Raw genomic sequence first — 16,229 nt, 5'->3', positions numbered from 1 at the left:
GATTTTTATCCCGTAGGGATTTCATGTCGGTAGCAATATCTACCAATGTAGTCATTTTTCCCGTTAGGGAATACACAAAAGAAGAACATGTAGTCCCTGACGGGACATTAAAACCGGTTTTCTGTTTTTCTACCGACATGAAATCCCTACGGGATAAAGAATTAAAAATTAAAAATCTGCATGATCTGCTAAATCTGCGAGAAAAAATAAACCCACAGAAAATAAAGAAATCATTTAGAATCTTTTAATCTGTGGCAAAAAACAGTCACAATTAAATTCGCGATAATTCGTGGAATTCGTGGCAAAAAAATAATCCAAACAGGATAAAAATAAGTTTTTGTTGAGTTTCTAAATCGGGTGAAAGCACAAGCAACACCCGATTTATTAAAAATGAATTAAGAAAAAATATCATGAAAAATTACCTCATTCTTCCCGCTTTAATCCTTTCCGTTTCGATTGGATACAGTCAGAAAAATAAAAATGCTTACGAACTAGCGTCGCCAAACGGACAAAATAAAATAAAATTTGAGCTCGTAAAAAATGCTCCAAAATATGCCGTTTCGCACGGAAAAACGGAAGTTATTACACCATCGGATTTAGGTTTTTTATTGAAAGGAAATGAAGATTTCAGCTCTAATTTCGAAATCAAAAATGTAAAAAATTCCACTTTTGATGAAACATGGGAACAAGTTTGGGGAGAAAAGAAAAACATCAGAAATCATTACAATCAGCTTTCTGTTCAATTACAGCAAAAAACAGGAAACAAACGTAAACTAGAAATCCAATTTCGTGCTTTCGATGACGGAGTAGCTTTTCGATATGTGTATCCAAAACAAAATGTAAAAGACAGTATTTTCATTATGGATGAAAAAACAACTTTTAACTTAAAAGAAGACGGAAAAGCATGGTGGATTCCGGCAAACAGAGAAAACCGCGACGAATATTTATTTGAAGCTGCGCCGGTTAGTAAGCTGGACACGGTTTTAACGCCACTGACAATCGAAAGCAAAAGCGGATTAGCATTGAGTTTTCACGAAGCCAATTTGATTGATTATGCGAGTACAACTTTGGTAAACAATGTTGGAACACAATTAAAAACAGATCTTGTGCCTTGGTCAGATGGTGTAAAAGTTCGTGTAAAAGACACTTTTACTTCATCTTGGAGAACCATTCAGATTGGTGAAAAACCAACCGATTTAATTACGTCTTATTTGATTTTAAATCTAAACGAGCCAAACAAATTAAAAAATACAAACAGCTATTTTAAACCCTATAAATATTTAGGAATTTGGTGGGGAATGCACATCGGGAAATATACTTTCTGGGAAAGTGACAAACAAGGCGCAACCACAAAACACGCCGAAGAATATATGGATTTTACTGCAAAAGAAGGTTTCCATCATTTATTGATAGAAGGCTGGAACAAAGGCTGGACTCCGGGCTGGTATGAAAACCGAATGCACATGTTCAGTTTTACGAAAAATGCAGACAATTTTGATTTAGAAAAAGTAGTCGAATACGGAAAGAAAAAGAATATTGAATTAATTGGTTATCATGAAACAGGTTCAAATCTTATTAACTATTTAAAACAAGTTGATGAAGGTTTTGCATTATACAAAAAACTCGGAATTCATACCGTAAAGATTGGCCATGTAGGTTCTAAATTAAACATGAAAGAAATGCACTTTGGACAGTTTGGAGTAAATTATTTCAGATATATTTTAGAAAAAGCAGCACAATACGATTTAGCCGTTTTGTATCACGAATCAATAAAAGATACCGGAGAACGCAGAACTTATCCAAATATGGTTTCAAGAGAAGCGGCACGCGGACAAGAATATAACGCATGGAGTGAAGGAAATCCGCCAAATCATTTAAGCATCATTCCATTTACAAGATTACTTTCCGGACCGATGGATTTTACACCGGGAATTTTTGATGTTGAGGTAAAACAAGGTTATCCGGGAAAAAGAATTCAGGGAACAGTGGGGCAGCAATTGGCGATTTATGTAACAACATATTCTCCAATTCAAATGCTTGCCGATCTTCCTGAAAATTATGAAGGAAAACCAGCATTACAATTTTTGAAAGACGTTCCGACAGATTGGGAAGATACAAAAGTGTTGAATGGAGAAATTGGTCAATACATTACAACAGCCCGTAAAGACAGAAACAGTGCCGATTGGTTTTTAGGAAGTATCACAAATGAAAACCCAAGAGATCTTGAAATTTCACTTTCATTCTTAGATGCCACTGCTACTTACGAAGCTCAGATTTATGCTGACGCCGAAGGAACAGACCAAAAACACAATCCGGAAGCAGTAGCGATTTCAAAGAAAACAGTAAAGGCTTCAGATTTACTAAAATTACATTTAGGCGGAGCTGGCGGAACGGCGATAAGATTTAAAAAATTATAAATGTAGACAGACCAAACCACAATTCTTTTAAATGAAAAACCTCATTCTGCATATCATTTTTCTTTTGTTTATTAATTTGGTGTTGTCACAGCAAAAGCAATATCCCTTTCAGGATTCTAAATTAGATACCGAAAAGCGTATTGATAATTTATTGTCTCTGATGACACTTGATGAAAAAGTACAGGCCTTAAGTACTAATCCATCAATTAAAAGATTAGGTGTTATAGGTACGGGTCATGTAGAAGGATTGCACGGTTTGGCTTTGGGAGGACCTGGAGAATGGGGAGGAAAAAATAAACAACCCGTAACAACTACAACTTTTCCTCAGGCTTATGGTTTGGGAGAAACGTGGGATGTTGATTTGCTTCAGAAAGTGGCAAATGTTGAAGGTTACGAAACGCGATATGCTTTTCAAAAATACCACCGCGGTGGATTGGTCGTTCGTGCTCCAAATGCAGATATAGCGAGAGACCCGCGTTGGGGTCGTACTGAAGAAAGTTATGGAGAAGATGCTTTTTTTAACGGAACGATGACGGTTGCTTTTGTAAAAGGACTGCAGGGAAATAATCCAAAATATTGGCAGACGGCTTCGTTAATGAAACACTTTCTAGCTAATAGCAATGAAGATGGCAGAACATACACTTCGTCTGATTTTGACGAAAGACTTTGGCGCGAATATTATGCTTTGCCCTTTCAAATGGGAGTTGTTGAAGGCGGTTCCCGTGCTTATATGGCAGCTTATAATAAAGTAAACGGAATTCCCGCAATGGTTCATCCGATGCTGAAAAATATTACTCAAAAAGAATGGGGACAAAACGGAATTATTTGTACTGATGGCGGCGCATTTAAACTGCTGCTTTCAGATCATAAATATTATGCTGACAAATACCTTGGAGCCGCAGCAGCTATCAAAGCAGGAATTAATCAGTTTTTGGATGAATATACAGAAGCGGTTTATGGAGCGCTTTCGCATGGATATTTAAAAGAAAAAGACATCGACATTGTTATTCGTGGCAACTATAGAGTCATGATTCAATTGGGAATGCTGGATGTTTCAGATGAAAATCCATATGCAAAAATCGGAATAGAAAAAGACACCATCGATCCTTGGAAAACAGATGCGCATAAAAAAATAGCTTTAGAAGCAACTCAAAAATCTATTGTGCTGCTGAAAAATAATATTGGTTTACTGCCTTTACAAAAAGAAAAAGTAAAAACAATTGCTGTAATCGGACCTCGTGCCGATGAAGTGCTTTTGGATTGGTACAGTGGAACACCTCCTTACACTATTACACCTTTACAGGGAATTAAAAATAAGTTAGGAAGCAATGTTGAAATTCTTTATGCCAAAAATAACATTGATGGTAACGCGGCTGCAATTGCCAAAAAAGCAGATGCTGTAATTGTAATTGTCGGGAATCATCCGGTTTGTAACGCGGGCTGGGCAAATTGTCCCGTTCCAAGCGAAGGTAAAGAATCTGTCGATCGCCAATCGCTGACTTTAGAGCAGGAAGATTTGATAAAAGTAGTGTATCAGGCTAATCCTAAAACTGTTGTTGCTTTAATCAGCAGTTTTCCATACGCTATAAATTGGACACAAGAACACGTGCCGGCAATAGTTCACATGGCACAAAATAGTCAGGAAACGGGAACAGCTTTGGCTGATGTTTTATTTGGAGACTATAATCCTGCAGGTCGTTTGACTCAAACTTGGGTAAAAGACATTTCTGATTTACCTGAATTATTAGATTATAATATCCGAAATGGAAGAACTTATATGTATTTCAAAGAAAAACCATTATATGCTTTTGGTTACGGGTTAAGTTATACGACTTTTAAATACAATTCAATTGAAAGTAATTCAGAAACCATTGGGAAAAATGGAGAACTAAAAATTACAGTTTCAGTTACTAATACCGGAACGAAAGACGGCGATGAGGTAATTCAATTGTATGTAAAACAATTGCAGTCGAAGGTAGAACGTCCTGAAAAAGAACTGAAAGCATTTCAGAGAGTTTGTTTTAAAGCCGGAGAAACTAAAAATGTTTCTTTGACTTTGAAAGCTAAAGATATAGAATATTGGAACACAGCAAAGCAGCAATTTGAACTAGAAAATAATAGTTTAGAAATTCAAATAGGAAGTGCATCTGATAATATTCTTTTAAATAAAAAGATAACAGTAAAATAATTACAATGAAGGGAAACTTAACAATACTATTTGTTTTGCTATCACTAATCAATGTTGAATTGTTTGGGCAAGAAATAAATGCTGCAAAAACCAGTTCTGAAACCAGAATCATAAAAGTCGACTACAACAAAGAGGCAGGAAAACTAAACACTATGTTTAAAGAATGTATTGGAGCAGGACGAGCAAATGAAGGTTTGCGTGCTGACTGGCAGGAACAACTGGCATTGGTTAAAAAAGAATGTGATTTTAAATATATTCGAATGCACGGTTTATTGACAGACGACATGGCCGTTTATCGTGAAGACGAAAAAGGAAATCCAGAATACAATTATCAATATGTCGATGTTTTGTTCGATTATATTGTGAGCTTAAAAATGAAACCTTTTGTAGAATTGGGTTTTATGCCAGCGGCTTTAGCGAGCGGAAAAGAAACCATTTTCTGGTGGAAAGGAAACGTAACACCGCCAAAAGATTATAAAAAATGGGAAGATTTAATTCAAAATTTAACCCAGCATTTTACAGAACGTTATGGTGCGGAAGAAGTAAAGACCTGGTATTTTGAAGTTTGGAATGAACCCAATTTATCTCCGGGTTTCTGGACAGGAACACAGGCTGATTATTTCAAATTGTATGAGTATGCAGCACGAGGTGTAAAAAGTGTAAACAAAGAATATAAAGTCGGCGGACCAGCAACAGCAGGAGCAGGCTGGGTTCCTGAAACAATTGATTTTTGTGCTAAAAATAATGTTCCGATCGATTTTATTTCAACACATACTTATGGTGTAAAACATGGTTATCTGGATGAATTCGGAACTTCGGGAACTATTTTAAGTCAGGATGAATTCAGCGTAAGCGGCGATATTTTAAATTCAAGAAAACAAATTGCAGCTTCGGCAAAGCCAAATTTAGAATTGCATTATACAGAATGGAGCACATCTTATACTCCGGCAGATCCAATTCACGACAGTTATCATTCAGCAGCGTATATTCTGCAAAAAATAAAACAAGTTGGCAATGCGGCAAACTCCATGTCATATTGGGTTTTTACCGATATTTTTGAAGAAGCCGGACCAAGATTTACACCTTTTCATGGCGGTTTCGGATTGTTGAATACGCAGGGAATTAAAAAACCGGCCTATTTCTCTTATTATTTAATGAATAAACTAGGAGAAACAGAACTTCAAAATACAGACAAAACTTCATGGGTAAGTAAAAATGAAAAAGGCGATGTACAGCTTTTGTTCTGGGATTTTACCAATACACATCCGGGCGATAAAGTTTTAAATCAAACCTATTATCTTCAGGATCTGCCGTCGAAACAAAAAGGGATTGTCAAAATTGAATTAGACCATTTAGCAAAAGGAAAATACAATTTAGAAATCTACAAAGTTGGTTATAAAATACATGATGTTTATGCCGATTATCTGGCCATGAAAAGCCCAAAACAATTGAGTAAAGAACAAGTAAAACTTCTCAAAGAAAAAAATAACGATTGCCTGCTTTCAAGAGAAAAGATAAAAATCGATTCAAAAGGAACATTTAATAGAGAAATTGCGATTAACGAAAACGACGTTTATATGTTTAGATTTGTGAAACAGTAAACTAACTATAAAATCTAAAAACTAAAACCACAATCAATGAAAAACAAATTTATATACTTCTCAGCGGCATTGGCAGTTATGCTGTTTGTTTCGTGCAAAAATGAAGTACAAAATTCAGATGCTGCATCAGCTCAGAAAGAATATAAGGGAAAAGAAATCGGTACAGAACATGATGCCGAAATAGATAAATTAATTTCTCAAATGACACTTGAGGAAAAAATCGGAATGCTGCACGGAAACAGTATGTTTGCCAATGCAGGCGTAAAACGTTTAGGAATTCCGGAATTAAAAATGGCCGACGGACCGCTTGGGGTTCGTGAAGAAATTTCACGAGACAATTGGGCTCCGGCAGGCTGGACAAACGATTTTGCGACCTATTATCCTGCGGGAGGTGCTCTGGCAGCAACCTGGAATGCAGAAATGGCGCATACTTTTGGAACCAGTTTAGGAGAAGAATTACGTGCTAGGGATAAAGATATGCTGCTTTCTCCGGCAATCAATATGGTGAGAACGCCGCTTGGAGGAAGAACTTACGAATACATGTCGGAAGATCCGTTCCTGAATAAAAAAATTGCAGTGCCTTTAATCGTTGGTTTACAGGAAAAAGATGTAATGGCGTGCGTAAAACATTTTGCAGCAAACAATCAGGAAACCAATCGTGATTATGTTGATGTACAAATTGACGAACGTACACTTCGTGAAATTTATCTTCCGGCGTTTGAAGCTTCGGTAAAAGAAGCTAAAGCATACAGCATAATGGGAGCTTACAATAAATTTAGAGGAGAATATTTATGTGAGAACGATTATATGCTGAATAAAATCCTTCGTGATGAATGGGGATTTAAAGGCGTTGTGGTTTCAGACTGGGCTGCGGTGCATTCTACAGCAAAAGCATTAAAAAATGGTTTAGATATTGAAATGGGAACACCAAAACCATTCAACGAATTTTTCCTGGCCGATAAATTAATTGCTGCAGTTAAATCCGGTGAAGTTTCAGAAAAAGAAATCGATCTTCATGTAAAACGTATTTTGCGAGTTTTATTTCAGGTAAAAGCAATGGGCGGCGGCGAACGCACGAAAGGAAGCATCGCAACCGAAGCACATTATCAGGATGCTTATAAAATCGCTGCAGAAGCGGTTGTGTTATTGAAAAATGAAAACAACGCATTACCTTTAAAATTAGACGGAGTTAAATCTATTGCCGTAATTGGGAATAATGCAACAAAGAAAAATGCACTTGGCGGATTTGGTGCCGGAGTAAAAACCAAAAGAGAAATTACACCGCTTGAGGGTTTAAAAAACAGACTTCCTTCATCAATAAAAATCAATTATGCCGAAGGATATTTAGAGCGTTACGATGAAAAAAATAAAGGAAATCTAGGAAATATTACTTCAAATGGTCCGGTAACTATTGATCAGTTAGATCCGGCAAAAGTTCAGGAAGCAGTTGAAGCGGCTAAAAAATCTGATGTTGCGATTATTTTTGCAGGTTCAAACCGTGATTATGAGACAGAAGCATCTGATCGTAGAGATTTACATTTGCCTTTTGGACAAGAAGAATTAATTCAAAAAGTATTGGCCGTTAATCCAAAAACGATTGTTGTTTTTGTTGCCGGAGCACCTTTTGAAATTGAAAATATAAGCAAAAAAACTCCAGCCGTAGTTTGGTCTTGGTTTAACGGTTCTGAAGGAGGAAATGCTTTGGCCGATGTATTATTAGGAAAAGTAAATCCGTCTGGAAAATTGCCTTGGACAATGCCTAAAGCAATTATGGATTCTCCGGCACACGCCACAAACAGTTTCCCCGGAGGAAAAACAGTAAATTATGCTGAAGGAATTTTAATAGGGTACCGTTGGTTTGATACTAAAAATATTGCGCCTTTATATCCTTTTGGTTATGGATTATCTTACACCACTTTTGCTTTTGAAAATGCTAAAGCAGATAAAACTGATTATGCTCAAAATGAAACAATCTCAGTTTCTGTTGAAGTAAAAAACACAGGAAAAGTTGATGGAAAAGAAGTTGTTCAGTTATATGCTTCCAAATCAGATTCTAAAATTACTCGTGCAGCTCAAGAATTAAAAGGATTTGCAAAAGTATTGGTTAAAGCAGGAGGATTAGAAACCGTTACCATTAAAGTTCCGGTAAAAGAACTGGCGTATTATGATGTTGCCGCTAAAAAGTGGACGGTTGAGCCAGGACAATACACTTTAAAAGTGGGGAATTCTTCAAGGGATATTAAAAAAGAAATCGCTGTAACAATTAAGTAAGATGAAAAATACAATTAAAATTTATTTCTTAAGCACCATTTTATGCTTCTCTTTTTTAAGTCTTTGGGCTTGCAGTTCAGATAAAGAAGAAGAAAAAGCAGTGGTAAAAACGCTTACTGTTGATTCTAATAAAATTGATTTTGTAAGCAAAGGCAGCGAAGCAAATGTAAAGATCAATACAAATGTTACGGCATGGACAATTAATAATCCAAATTCAAGCTGGATTCAATTAAGTCAGGCTGGAGGAAGTTCTGGAACCATTACCGTTAAAATAACAGCTTCAGAAAATACAAGTACAGAAACAAGAACTGGAACTATTACAATTAGTTCAGGAGAAACTTCATCTGTTCAAATTTCGGTTACTCAGGCAGGCGCAGCGGTTGTTACCAATTTATATCCGAGTTACAATACAAATCCAATTGCAGCAGATCAATCCGGAATGTCAAGTACAGCTGTACAATTAGCCGCAAAAATAAAATTAGGCTGGAATATTGGGAATACTTTAGAAGCAACCGGAGGTGAAACCGCCTGGGGAAATCCAAAAGTTACAAAAGCACTAATCGATGCTGTAAAAGCAAACGGATTTAATGCAATAAGAATTCCGTGTTCATGGAATCAGAATTTAGCAAATGCTTCAACAGCGCAAATTAAAACCGAATGGCTTGACAGAGTAAAAGAAGTTATTCAATATTGTGTTGACAATGATATGTATGTTCTCGTGAATATTCACTGGGACGGCGGCTGGCTGGAAAATAATATTACAGAAGCTAAAAAAGTAGAAAATAATGCCAAACAAAAAGCTTTTTGGGAACAAATAGCAACACATTTACGCGGATTTGATGAACATTTGCTTTTTGCAAGCGCCAATGAACCAGCGGTAGAAGATGCGGCACAAATGGCCATTTTAACATCGTATCATCAAACGTTTATTAATGCAGTTCGTTCTACAGGAGGAAAAAATGCCTATCGTACTTTAGTCGTTCAGGGACCAACAACTGATATTGAAAAAACAAACAAATTAATGACTACATTGCCTACTGATACAGCAGCAAGCCGTATGATGGTAGAAGTTCATTATTATGGCCCGTGGAATTTTGGAGGTTTAACCAAAGATGAAACCTGGGGGAAAATGTTCTATTATTGGGGAGCAAATTATCACTCCACAACAGATATTGAACGAAATGCAACATATGGAGAAGAAGCAGATTTAGAGAAAACCTTTAAATTAATGAAAACGCAGTTTGTCGATAAAGGGATCCCGGTTTTGTTAGGAGAATTTGGAGCGATCCGCAGAACAACTTTAACGGGAGATGCCTTAACTTTACATTTAGCTTCGAGAGCCTATTATTTGAAAACAGTTGTAAAAACAGCAAAAGCAAATGGATTATTACCGTTTTATTGGGACGAAGGAAGCATCGGAAACAACGGTTTCGGGATTTTTAATAGAACTAATAATACCGTTTTTGATACTCAGGCTTTAACAGCTTTGAAGGAAGGATTACAGTAAAAAAAATATCTAAATTATATAAGTGATATAAGATAATTTGAGTTTTAGATTAATTTAAGGCTTAACTTTACTTATATCACTTATGTGGTTTAAACAATTTAAATTTAGAAGAAATGAAAAAATGTATTGTGTTTATTTTTCTGATAATAAATGTTTTAGCTAATGCAAATGTAAAAATGCCTTTGCTGTTTTCTGACGGAATGGTGTTACAGCGTAACAAAGCAATCCCAATTTGGGGTTTTGCCGATGCAGATGAAAAAATAGAGGTTCATTTTAACAAACAAATACAAAAAACAATTGCCGATAAAAACGGAAAATGGACTTTAAATCTAAATTCTGAAAAAGCCGGCGGACCTTTCGAATTAATAATTATCGGGAAAAATAAAATCACCATAAAAAATGTTTTAGTTGGCGAAGTTTGGATTTGCAGCGGACAATCGAATATGGAATTTCAGGTTTCAAAAACCATAAATGCCGAAAAAGAAATTGCTGATTCAAATTATCCAATGATTCGCCATTTTGGAGTTGCGCAAGATTTAAGCGGAAAACCAAAAGATGATTTAAAAGCCGGAAAATGGGAAACAGCAAATAAAGAAACGGTTGGTAATTTTACAGCAGTTGGATATTATTTCGCCAGAAAATTATATGCCGAATTAAAAATCCCAATCGGGATTATCAATACTTCTTGGGGAGGAACCAATGTAGAAACCTGGACAAGCCGGGAAGCATTTCAAAAAAGCGATGATTTCAAAACCATGATTGCCGATGTTCCAACGCTTAATATAGATTCTATCTCAAAATTGTATGCCAAGCAAATGAAAGAAAGAGTCGAGAAAATTCAGGGAACTCCGGTAATTACAGATAATGAAAATACTTTTAAAGATTTATCTTTTGATGATTCTGTTTGGGGAGAATTAAATACGCCGAGTTTATGGGAAAACCAGCCATTAGGTGATTTAGACGGCGTGGTTTGGATGCGAAAAACCATTATACTTTCTGCAGAAGATATTCAAAATAAAGCGACATTAAGTCTTTCAAAAATCGATGACGAAGATATTACTTATGTAAACGGAATTGAAGTGGGGAAAAACACACAATACGATTTAAAACGTGTTTATGAAATACCATCAAATATTTTAAAAGAAGGAAAAAATGTAATCACAGTTAGGATTGTCGACAACAGCGGCGGAGGTGGAATCTACGGCGATGCAGCCGACTTAAAACTAACTCTCGGAAGTAAAAATATTCCGCTTGACGGAAAATGGAAATTCAAAGTTATTGTTGTAAAGACTTCCTTGTCACCAAATAGTTATCCGTCATTATTGTACAATGCCATGGTAAATCCGCTGGTTCCGTATGCTATTGAGGGTGTTTTATGGTATCAGGGCGAAGCCAATGTTTGGAGAGCGAATCAATATAAAAAAGCATTTCCGTTAATGATTACAGACTGGAGAACAAAGTTTAAACAAGGTGATTTTCCTTTTTATTTCGTTCAATTGTCAACCTTCAACGAATTCAACGGAAATAGTAAAGTGGGCAGCCGCTGGGCAGAACTTCGTGAAGCACAATCCGAAACTTTAAAATTACCAAATACAGGAATGGCCGTTACGACCGATATCGGAAACGCAAAAGACATTCATCCAACCAACAAACAAGATGTTGGTTTGCGTTTGGCAGCAGTTGCCTTAAATAATGTTTATGGAAAAAAACAAGTTCACAGCGGGCCAACTTATAAATCTCAGGAAATAAAAGGAAATCAAATCATTTTGACTTTCGATAATATTGGTTCGGGATTAACGACTTCAGATAATTCAGAAAATCTAAAAGGATTTGAAATCGCAGGTGCAGACAAAGTTTTTCATTCCGCGAAAGCGATAATTAAAGATAATAAAATAATTGTTTCCAGCGATCAGGTTCAAAATCCAGCAGCAGTTCATTACGGCTGGGCAGATGACGATACCGAAATCAATCTTTTTAATAAAGAAAAATTTCCCGCATCTCCATTTAGAACTGATAATTGGGAAATGATAACGGCGAATGAAGTTTACAAAGTGAGTAAATAGTTATTAGTGAATAGTAAGAAGTTAGAAACAAGAGACAAGATGTTACCATTAAATCTCTTATAAAACATAACGAAAATATTCCGTTAGGAACAACTCATCGGCAGCAAAACGAATTGAAATTGGTTAGCAAAAAAAACAAATACAAGAAACAATGTTCCGTTAGGAACAATTCATTGGCAGCAACGGATGAAATCCGTTGACCAAAAAAATCAACATTGCAATAATGTTCCGTAGGAACATCTGATAGGTAACATTTAAAACGCAGCAAAATGAATTTACGCCTTATAAAAAAAACATTTCTCATTTTACTTTTCACATCTTACTACACAAACATTTCGGCACAATCGAAACATATTTTATGGTACGACAAACCAGCAGATTTTTTTGAAGAAAGTTTAGTTTTAGGAAACGGAAAAATGGGCGCAACGGTTTTTGGAGGCGCAAATTCAGATAAAATTTATTTGAATGATGCAACACTTTGGTCAGGAGAACCCGTAAATGCCAAAATGAATCCGGAAGCTTATAAAAACATTCCCGCAATTCGAGAAGCATTAAAAAACGAGAACTACAAACTGGCCGAAGAATTAAACAAGAAAGTTCAGGGTAAAAACTCTGAATCCTATGCGCCTTTAGGAACATTAGAAATCAATAATTCCGAAAAAGGAAAAGCGGTAAATTATCATAGAGAACTGGATATTTCGAACGCAGTATCAAAAGTAAGTTACGAAATGGCCGGCATAAAATATACGCGTGAATATTTTGTTTCAGCTCCGGATCAAATTATGGTAATCAAATTGACAAGCGATCAAAAAGGAGCTTTAAACTTTGATATTAATTTAAAAAGTCTTTTAAACTCAAATGTCGAAGTAAGAAATAATATTTTGGTAATGACCGGTTCGGCACCCATTCATGAAAATGCAGGATATGCTGTTTCACCAAAATATCTTGAAGTAAAAGAAAGAGGAACAAAATTTACCACTTTAGTCCAAATCAAAAAAACGGATGGAAAAATTACAAGTTCCAGAGAGTCAATAGCTCTAAAAGATGCGACGGAAGCCGTTATTTATGTTTCTGTTGCAACAAGCTTTAATGGTTTTGATAAAAATCCTGTAACAGAAGGTTTAGACGATATCACAATTGCCTTGCAAAACATGAACAAGGCATTTGCAAAACCATTCGATAAATTAAAAGAAAATCATATTGCCGATTATCAAAAATTCTATAATCGGGTAACTTTAGATTTAGGCAAAACTACTGCACCGGATTTACCAACAGATGAACGTTTATTACGCTATGCTGACGGAAAAGAAGATAAAAACCTGGAAATTCTCTATTTTAATTACGGACGCTATTTATTAATTAGTTCTTCAAGAACATTGGGCGTTCCGGCTAATTTACAAGGAATTTGGAATTCGTATCTGAATCCGCCCTGGAGCAGTAATTATACGATGAATATTAATCTCGAAGAAAATTACTGGCTGGCAGAAAACACCAATCTCTCTGAAATGCATTTGCCGCTTTTGAGTTTTATAAAAAACCTTTCGGTAACCGGAAAAGTGACAGCGAAGACTTTTTATGGAGTTAATGAAGGCTGGGCAGCAGCACACAATTCTGATATTTGGGCAATGACCAATCCTGTTGGACAATTTGGAAAAGAAGAACCAATGTGGGCATGCTGGCCAATAGCAGGCGCTTGGCTGAGTACACATATTTGGGAACATTATATTTTTACTCAGGATGAAGCTTATTTAAAAAAAGAAGGTTATCCTTTGATGAAAGGTGCGGCTGAATTTTGCCTTGGCTGGATGGTATTAGATAAAAATGGAAATTTAATTACATCGCCATCAACTTCACCGGAAAACCAATATAAACTAACAGATGGGTTTGTTGGAGCCACATTATATGGAGGAACTGCCGATTTAGCCATGATTCGCGAATGTTTTGATAAAACCATTAAAGCTTCAAAAGTTTTAAATAGCGATGCTGAATTCAGAAAAAAATTAGAAACAGCCCTTTCAAAAATGCATCCGTATCAAATTGGTAAAAAAGGAAATCTGCAGGAATGGTATTTTGACTGGGAAGATAATGATCCGAAACACCGTCACCAATCACAGTTATTCGGACTTTTTCCCGGAGATCATATTACGCCTTTAAAAACACCTGATTTAGCTGAAGCTTCCAGAAAAACACTCGAAATAAAAGGTGATGAAACAACGGGCTGGTCAAAAGGATGGAGAATAAATCTTTGGGCAAGACTTTGGGACGGAAACCGAGCTTATAAAATGTTTCGTGAATTACTGCGTTACGTTGATCCAGACGGAAAGAAAACAGAAAAACCAAGAAGAGGAGGAGGAACTTATCCGAATTTATTTGATGCGCATCCGCCATTTCAAATCGATGGAAATTTTGGTGGAGCCGCTGCCGTTGCTGAAATGTTAGTTCAGTCTGACGAAAACGAAATTAGATTACTTCCTGCTTTGCCAGATGCTTGGGAACAAGGTTCTGTAAAAGGAATATGCGCAAGGGGCGGATTTGAATTAGAAATAATCTGGAATAATAAGAAACCCGAAAAAGTAATTGTTTCTTCAAAAAAAGGAGGAAAAACAACTTTAATTTTTGGAGATAAAAAACAAGATATCACTTTAAAGAAAGATGAAAAAATAGAAATAAATTTCTAAATATATTTTGAAAACTACTGTTATCCTGAGCGAAGTCAAAGGCTAGTTTACATAAAAGGGCTTCGACTTGGCTCAGTCTGACAACTGATGAATAACCTCCAGTTTTAACTTGAGGGTTTTTAGTTTCAATAACAACGGCTTTAGCATACCTTTTTTACAACCTCCAGTTAAAACTGGAGGCTATTGATTTCTCTTGAAAAGAAAAAACCTTTGTCAAAGGTTAAATTTTGAAAAAGGTTTTATTATAATTAACAAAGTAAACCCGACAAGTTTTTAAAACCTGTCGGGTTTACTTTGTAAATAATATTATTCTTTTTTAGAAGTATCTTTTCCTTCTTCAGCTTTCTCAGCCTGTTTTTCTTTAAAAGTTTCGTACCATTTTTCAATAGAAGGATAAACAAAAGCCGCGACTTTTTTTACCGGATTATAAAAAATAGATTTATCTAAAGTTTCCTTTTTAGCGAAGGTATTATTGAAGTTGATTTTTTCAAATAAAGCAATAAAAATACTTAAGATCAGGATTGTTTTTAAGATTCTGAAAAAGCCGCCACCCAACTTATTCATCCAGCCCAGCATTGCAAAATCAGCAATTCCGGTTAATATTTTAGCAAGGAAATAAACACCAATTACGACCACAATAAAAGTTAGGACAAAAGCCGTAATTTGAATATTAGTAGGATTCCACGAAACATGTTTTGAAATCATGCTGCTCATTAAAGAAGAAAATTTAATCGCAAGATAAATTCCCAATAGCAGCGAAATAAAAGAAGCAACTTCTACAAAAAGACCATTTTTAATGCCTTTGTATAAACTATAAACTAAAAGTGCGACAACGATAATATCAAAAAAACTCATGTTTTCGTATGTTTAATAAAGGCGCAAATATATGTTTTTTTAAGGTTCAGAGGCTCAGAGTTGTAAAGGTTCAGAGGTTTTTATGTGTTTTTTGATTGTCTTTTATGAAGCAACAAAAAACTATATTCCTGTTGTATTTAATTTTTTTGAGTGCAATGAATTTGAACTGTGTATCTTTGCAAATCAAAATTTAGAGTTCAGATTGCGATTCTGCCCCCTTCAGAATTGATTTTTAAATCAGCAATCTAAAGTCTACAATCAAAAATCATAAATAAATGTCTAGAGATACACAACTAAAAGAGCGCTGGGAAAAGCTCGTCGATATACTTTCAAATCAATTTTCGCAAGGTGAAGATTTAGATTTAGATGCCATAATTTACCTAATTGGAGTTCAGGAACTTGGAAAAGTGCACCGTGAATTCAAAAAAGATGAAAAACTAAACCTAATGCACATTGCAATCTGCAGATTGCTTGAGCCTTATGGGTTTTATGAATTTGATTTTTTTGATTCAGATGGATGGCCGCATTACAAAGTAAAAGAAGAATTGCCTGCACTAAAAGCCGGAGAACAATCCGTTTTAATGAAAGAAGCGATTGTGAATTATTTTTTAGAAAGAGAACTTATAGAGTAGTTTTTAGTTTACAGTCG

Annotated in this window: 9 protein-coding genes; 8 read left to right on the top strand and 1 reads right to left on the bottom strand. The window is 35.6% G+C overall.

Annotation, left to right across the window (positions count from 1 at the left end; translation table 11 throughout):
• Positions 1-410: 410 nt before the first annotated feature.
• The 7 genes from ASD98_RS21995 to ASD98_RS21965 all read left to right on the top strand — a co-directional run bounded on the left by ASD98_RS21995 (position 411) and on the right by ASD98_RS21965 (position 14,725).
• On the top strand, positions 411-2,417 hold the full coding sequence (locus tag ASD98_RS21995) for a glycoside hydrolase family 97 protein (RefSeq protein WP_056208885.1): 2,007 nt from the start codon (positions 411-413) through the stop codon (positions 2,415-2,417).
• Between the two features lie 31 nt (positions 2,418-2,448).
• Positions 2,449-4,605 (top strand): glycoside hydrolase family 3 C-terminal domain-containing protein, encoded by a 2,157-nt coding sequence (locus ASD98_RS21990; protein ID WP_056208881.1) that lies wholly within the window; start codon positions 2,449-2,451, stop codon positions 4,603-4,605.
• Between the two features lie 5 nt (positions 4,606-4,610).
• Positions 4,611-6,206 (top strand): glycoside hydrolase, encoded by a 1,596-nt coding sequence (locus ASD98_RS21985; protein ID WP_056208880.1) that lies wholly within the window; start codon positions 4,611-4,613, stop codon positions 6,204-6,206.
• Positions 6,207-6,242: 36 nt separating this feature from the next.
• A complete protein-coding gene (locus ASD98_RS21980) occupies positions 6,243-8,477 on the top strand; it encodes a glycoside hydrolase family 3 C-terminal domain-containing protein (protein WP_082577912.1) in 2,235 nt (744 codons plus the stop codon).
• Between the two features lies 1 nt (position 8,478).
• On the top strand, positions 8,479-9,984 hold the full coding sequence (locus tag ASD98_RS21975; protein ID WP_082577911.1) for a cellulase family glycosylhydrolase: 1,506 nt from the start codon (positions 8,479-8,481) through the stop codon (positions 9,982-9,984).
• Between the two features lie 113 nt (positions 9,985-10,097).
• Entirely contained in the window at positions 10,098-12,047 is a 1,950-nt protein-coding gene (locus ASD98_RS21970; protein WP_056208877.1) for a sialate O-acetylesterase, read from the top strand.
• A gap of 269 nt (positions 12,048-12,316) precedes the next feature.
• Positions 12,317-14,725 carry a glycoside hydrolase N-terminal domain-containing protein gene (locus ASD98_RS21965; RefSeq protein WP_056208874.1) on the top strand — a complete coding sequence of 803 codons (2,409 nt, stop codon included), beginning with the start codon at positions 12,317-12,319 and terminating at the stop codon, positions 14,723-14,725.
• A gap of 306 nt (positions 14,726-15,031) precedes the next feature.
• On the opposite strand, the gene ASD98_RS21960 is transcribed toward ASD98_RS21965, so the two are convergent.
• Positions 15,032-15,580, bottom strand: a complete 549-nt coding sequence (locus ASD98_RS21960; RefSeq protein WP_056208871.1) for a CvpA family protein — start codon at positions 15,578-15,580, stop codon at positions 15,032-15,034.
• 275 nt (positions 15,581-15,855) lie between these two features.
• Between ASD98_RS21960 and ASD98_RS21955 the strand changes: the two genes are divergently transcribed.
• Positions 15,856-16,212 (top strand): hypothetical protein, encoded by a 357-nt coding sequence (locus ASD98_RS21955; protein ID WP_056208868.1) that lies wholly within the window; start codon positions 15,856-15,858, stop codon positions 16,210-16,212.
• Positions 16,213-16,229 lie beyond the last annotated feature (17 nt).

The sequence above is a fragment of the Flavobacterium sp. Root186 genome, from assembly GCF_001428525.1.
Classification (GTDB): domain Bacteria; phylum Bacteroidota; class Bacteroidia; order Flavobacteriales; family Flavobacteriaceae; genus Flavobacterium.
The sequence above is the reverse complement of the archived record's forward strand: the minus strand, read 5'-3'. Positions and strand labels throughout refer to the sequence as shown.

What these genes read in the sequence shown, in the direction of transcription:
- ASD98_RS21955 (WP_056208868.1), top strand. Translation starts at nt 15,856, where the DNA reads ATGTCTAGAGATACACAACTAAAAGAGCGCTGGGAAAAGCTCGTCGAT.
- ASD98_RS21980 (WP_082577912.1), top strand. Translation starts at nt 6,243, where the DNA reads ATGAAAAACAAATTTATATACTTCTCAGCGGCATTGGCAGTTATGCTG.
- ASD98_RS21995 (WP_056208885.1), top strand. Translation starts at nt 411, where the DNA reads ATGAAAAATTACCTCATTCTTCCCGCTTTAATCCTTTCCGTTTCGATT.
- ASD98_RS21970 (WP_056208877.1), top strand. Translation starts at nt 10,098, where the DNA reads ATGAAAAAATGTATTGTGTTTATTTTTCTGATAATAAATGTTTTAGCT.
- ASD98_RS21985 (WP_056208880.1), top strand. Translation starts at nt 4,611, where the DNA reads ATGAAGGGAAACTTAACAATACTATTTGTTTTGCTATCACTAATCAAT.
- ASD98_RS21990 (WP_056208881.1), top strand. Translation starts at nt 2,449, where the DNA reads ATGAAAAACCTCATTCTGCATATCATTTTTCTTTTGTTTATTAATTTG.
- ASD98_RS21975 (WP_082577911.1), top strand. Translation starts at nt 8,479, where the DNA reads ATGAAAAATACAATTAAAATTTATTTCTTAAGCACCATTTTATGCTTC.
- ASD98_RS21965 (WP_056208874.1), top strand. Translation starts at nt 12,317, where the DNA reads ATGAATTTACGCCTTATAAAAAAAACATTTCTCATTTTACTTTTCACA.
- ASD98_RS21960 (WP_056208871.1), bottom strand. Translation starts at nt 15,580, where the DNA reads ATGAGTTTTTTTGATATTATCGTTGTCGCACTTTTAGTTTATAGTTTA.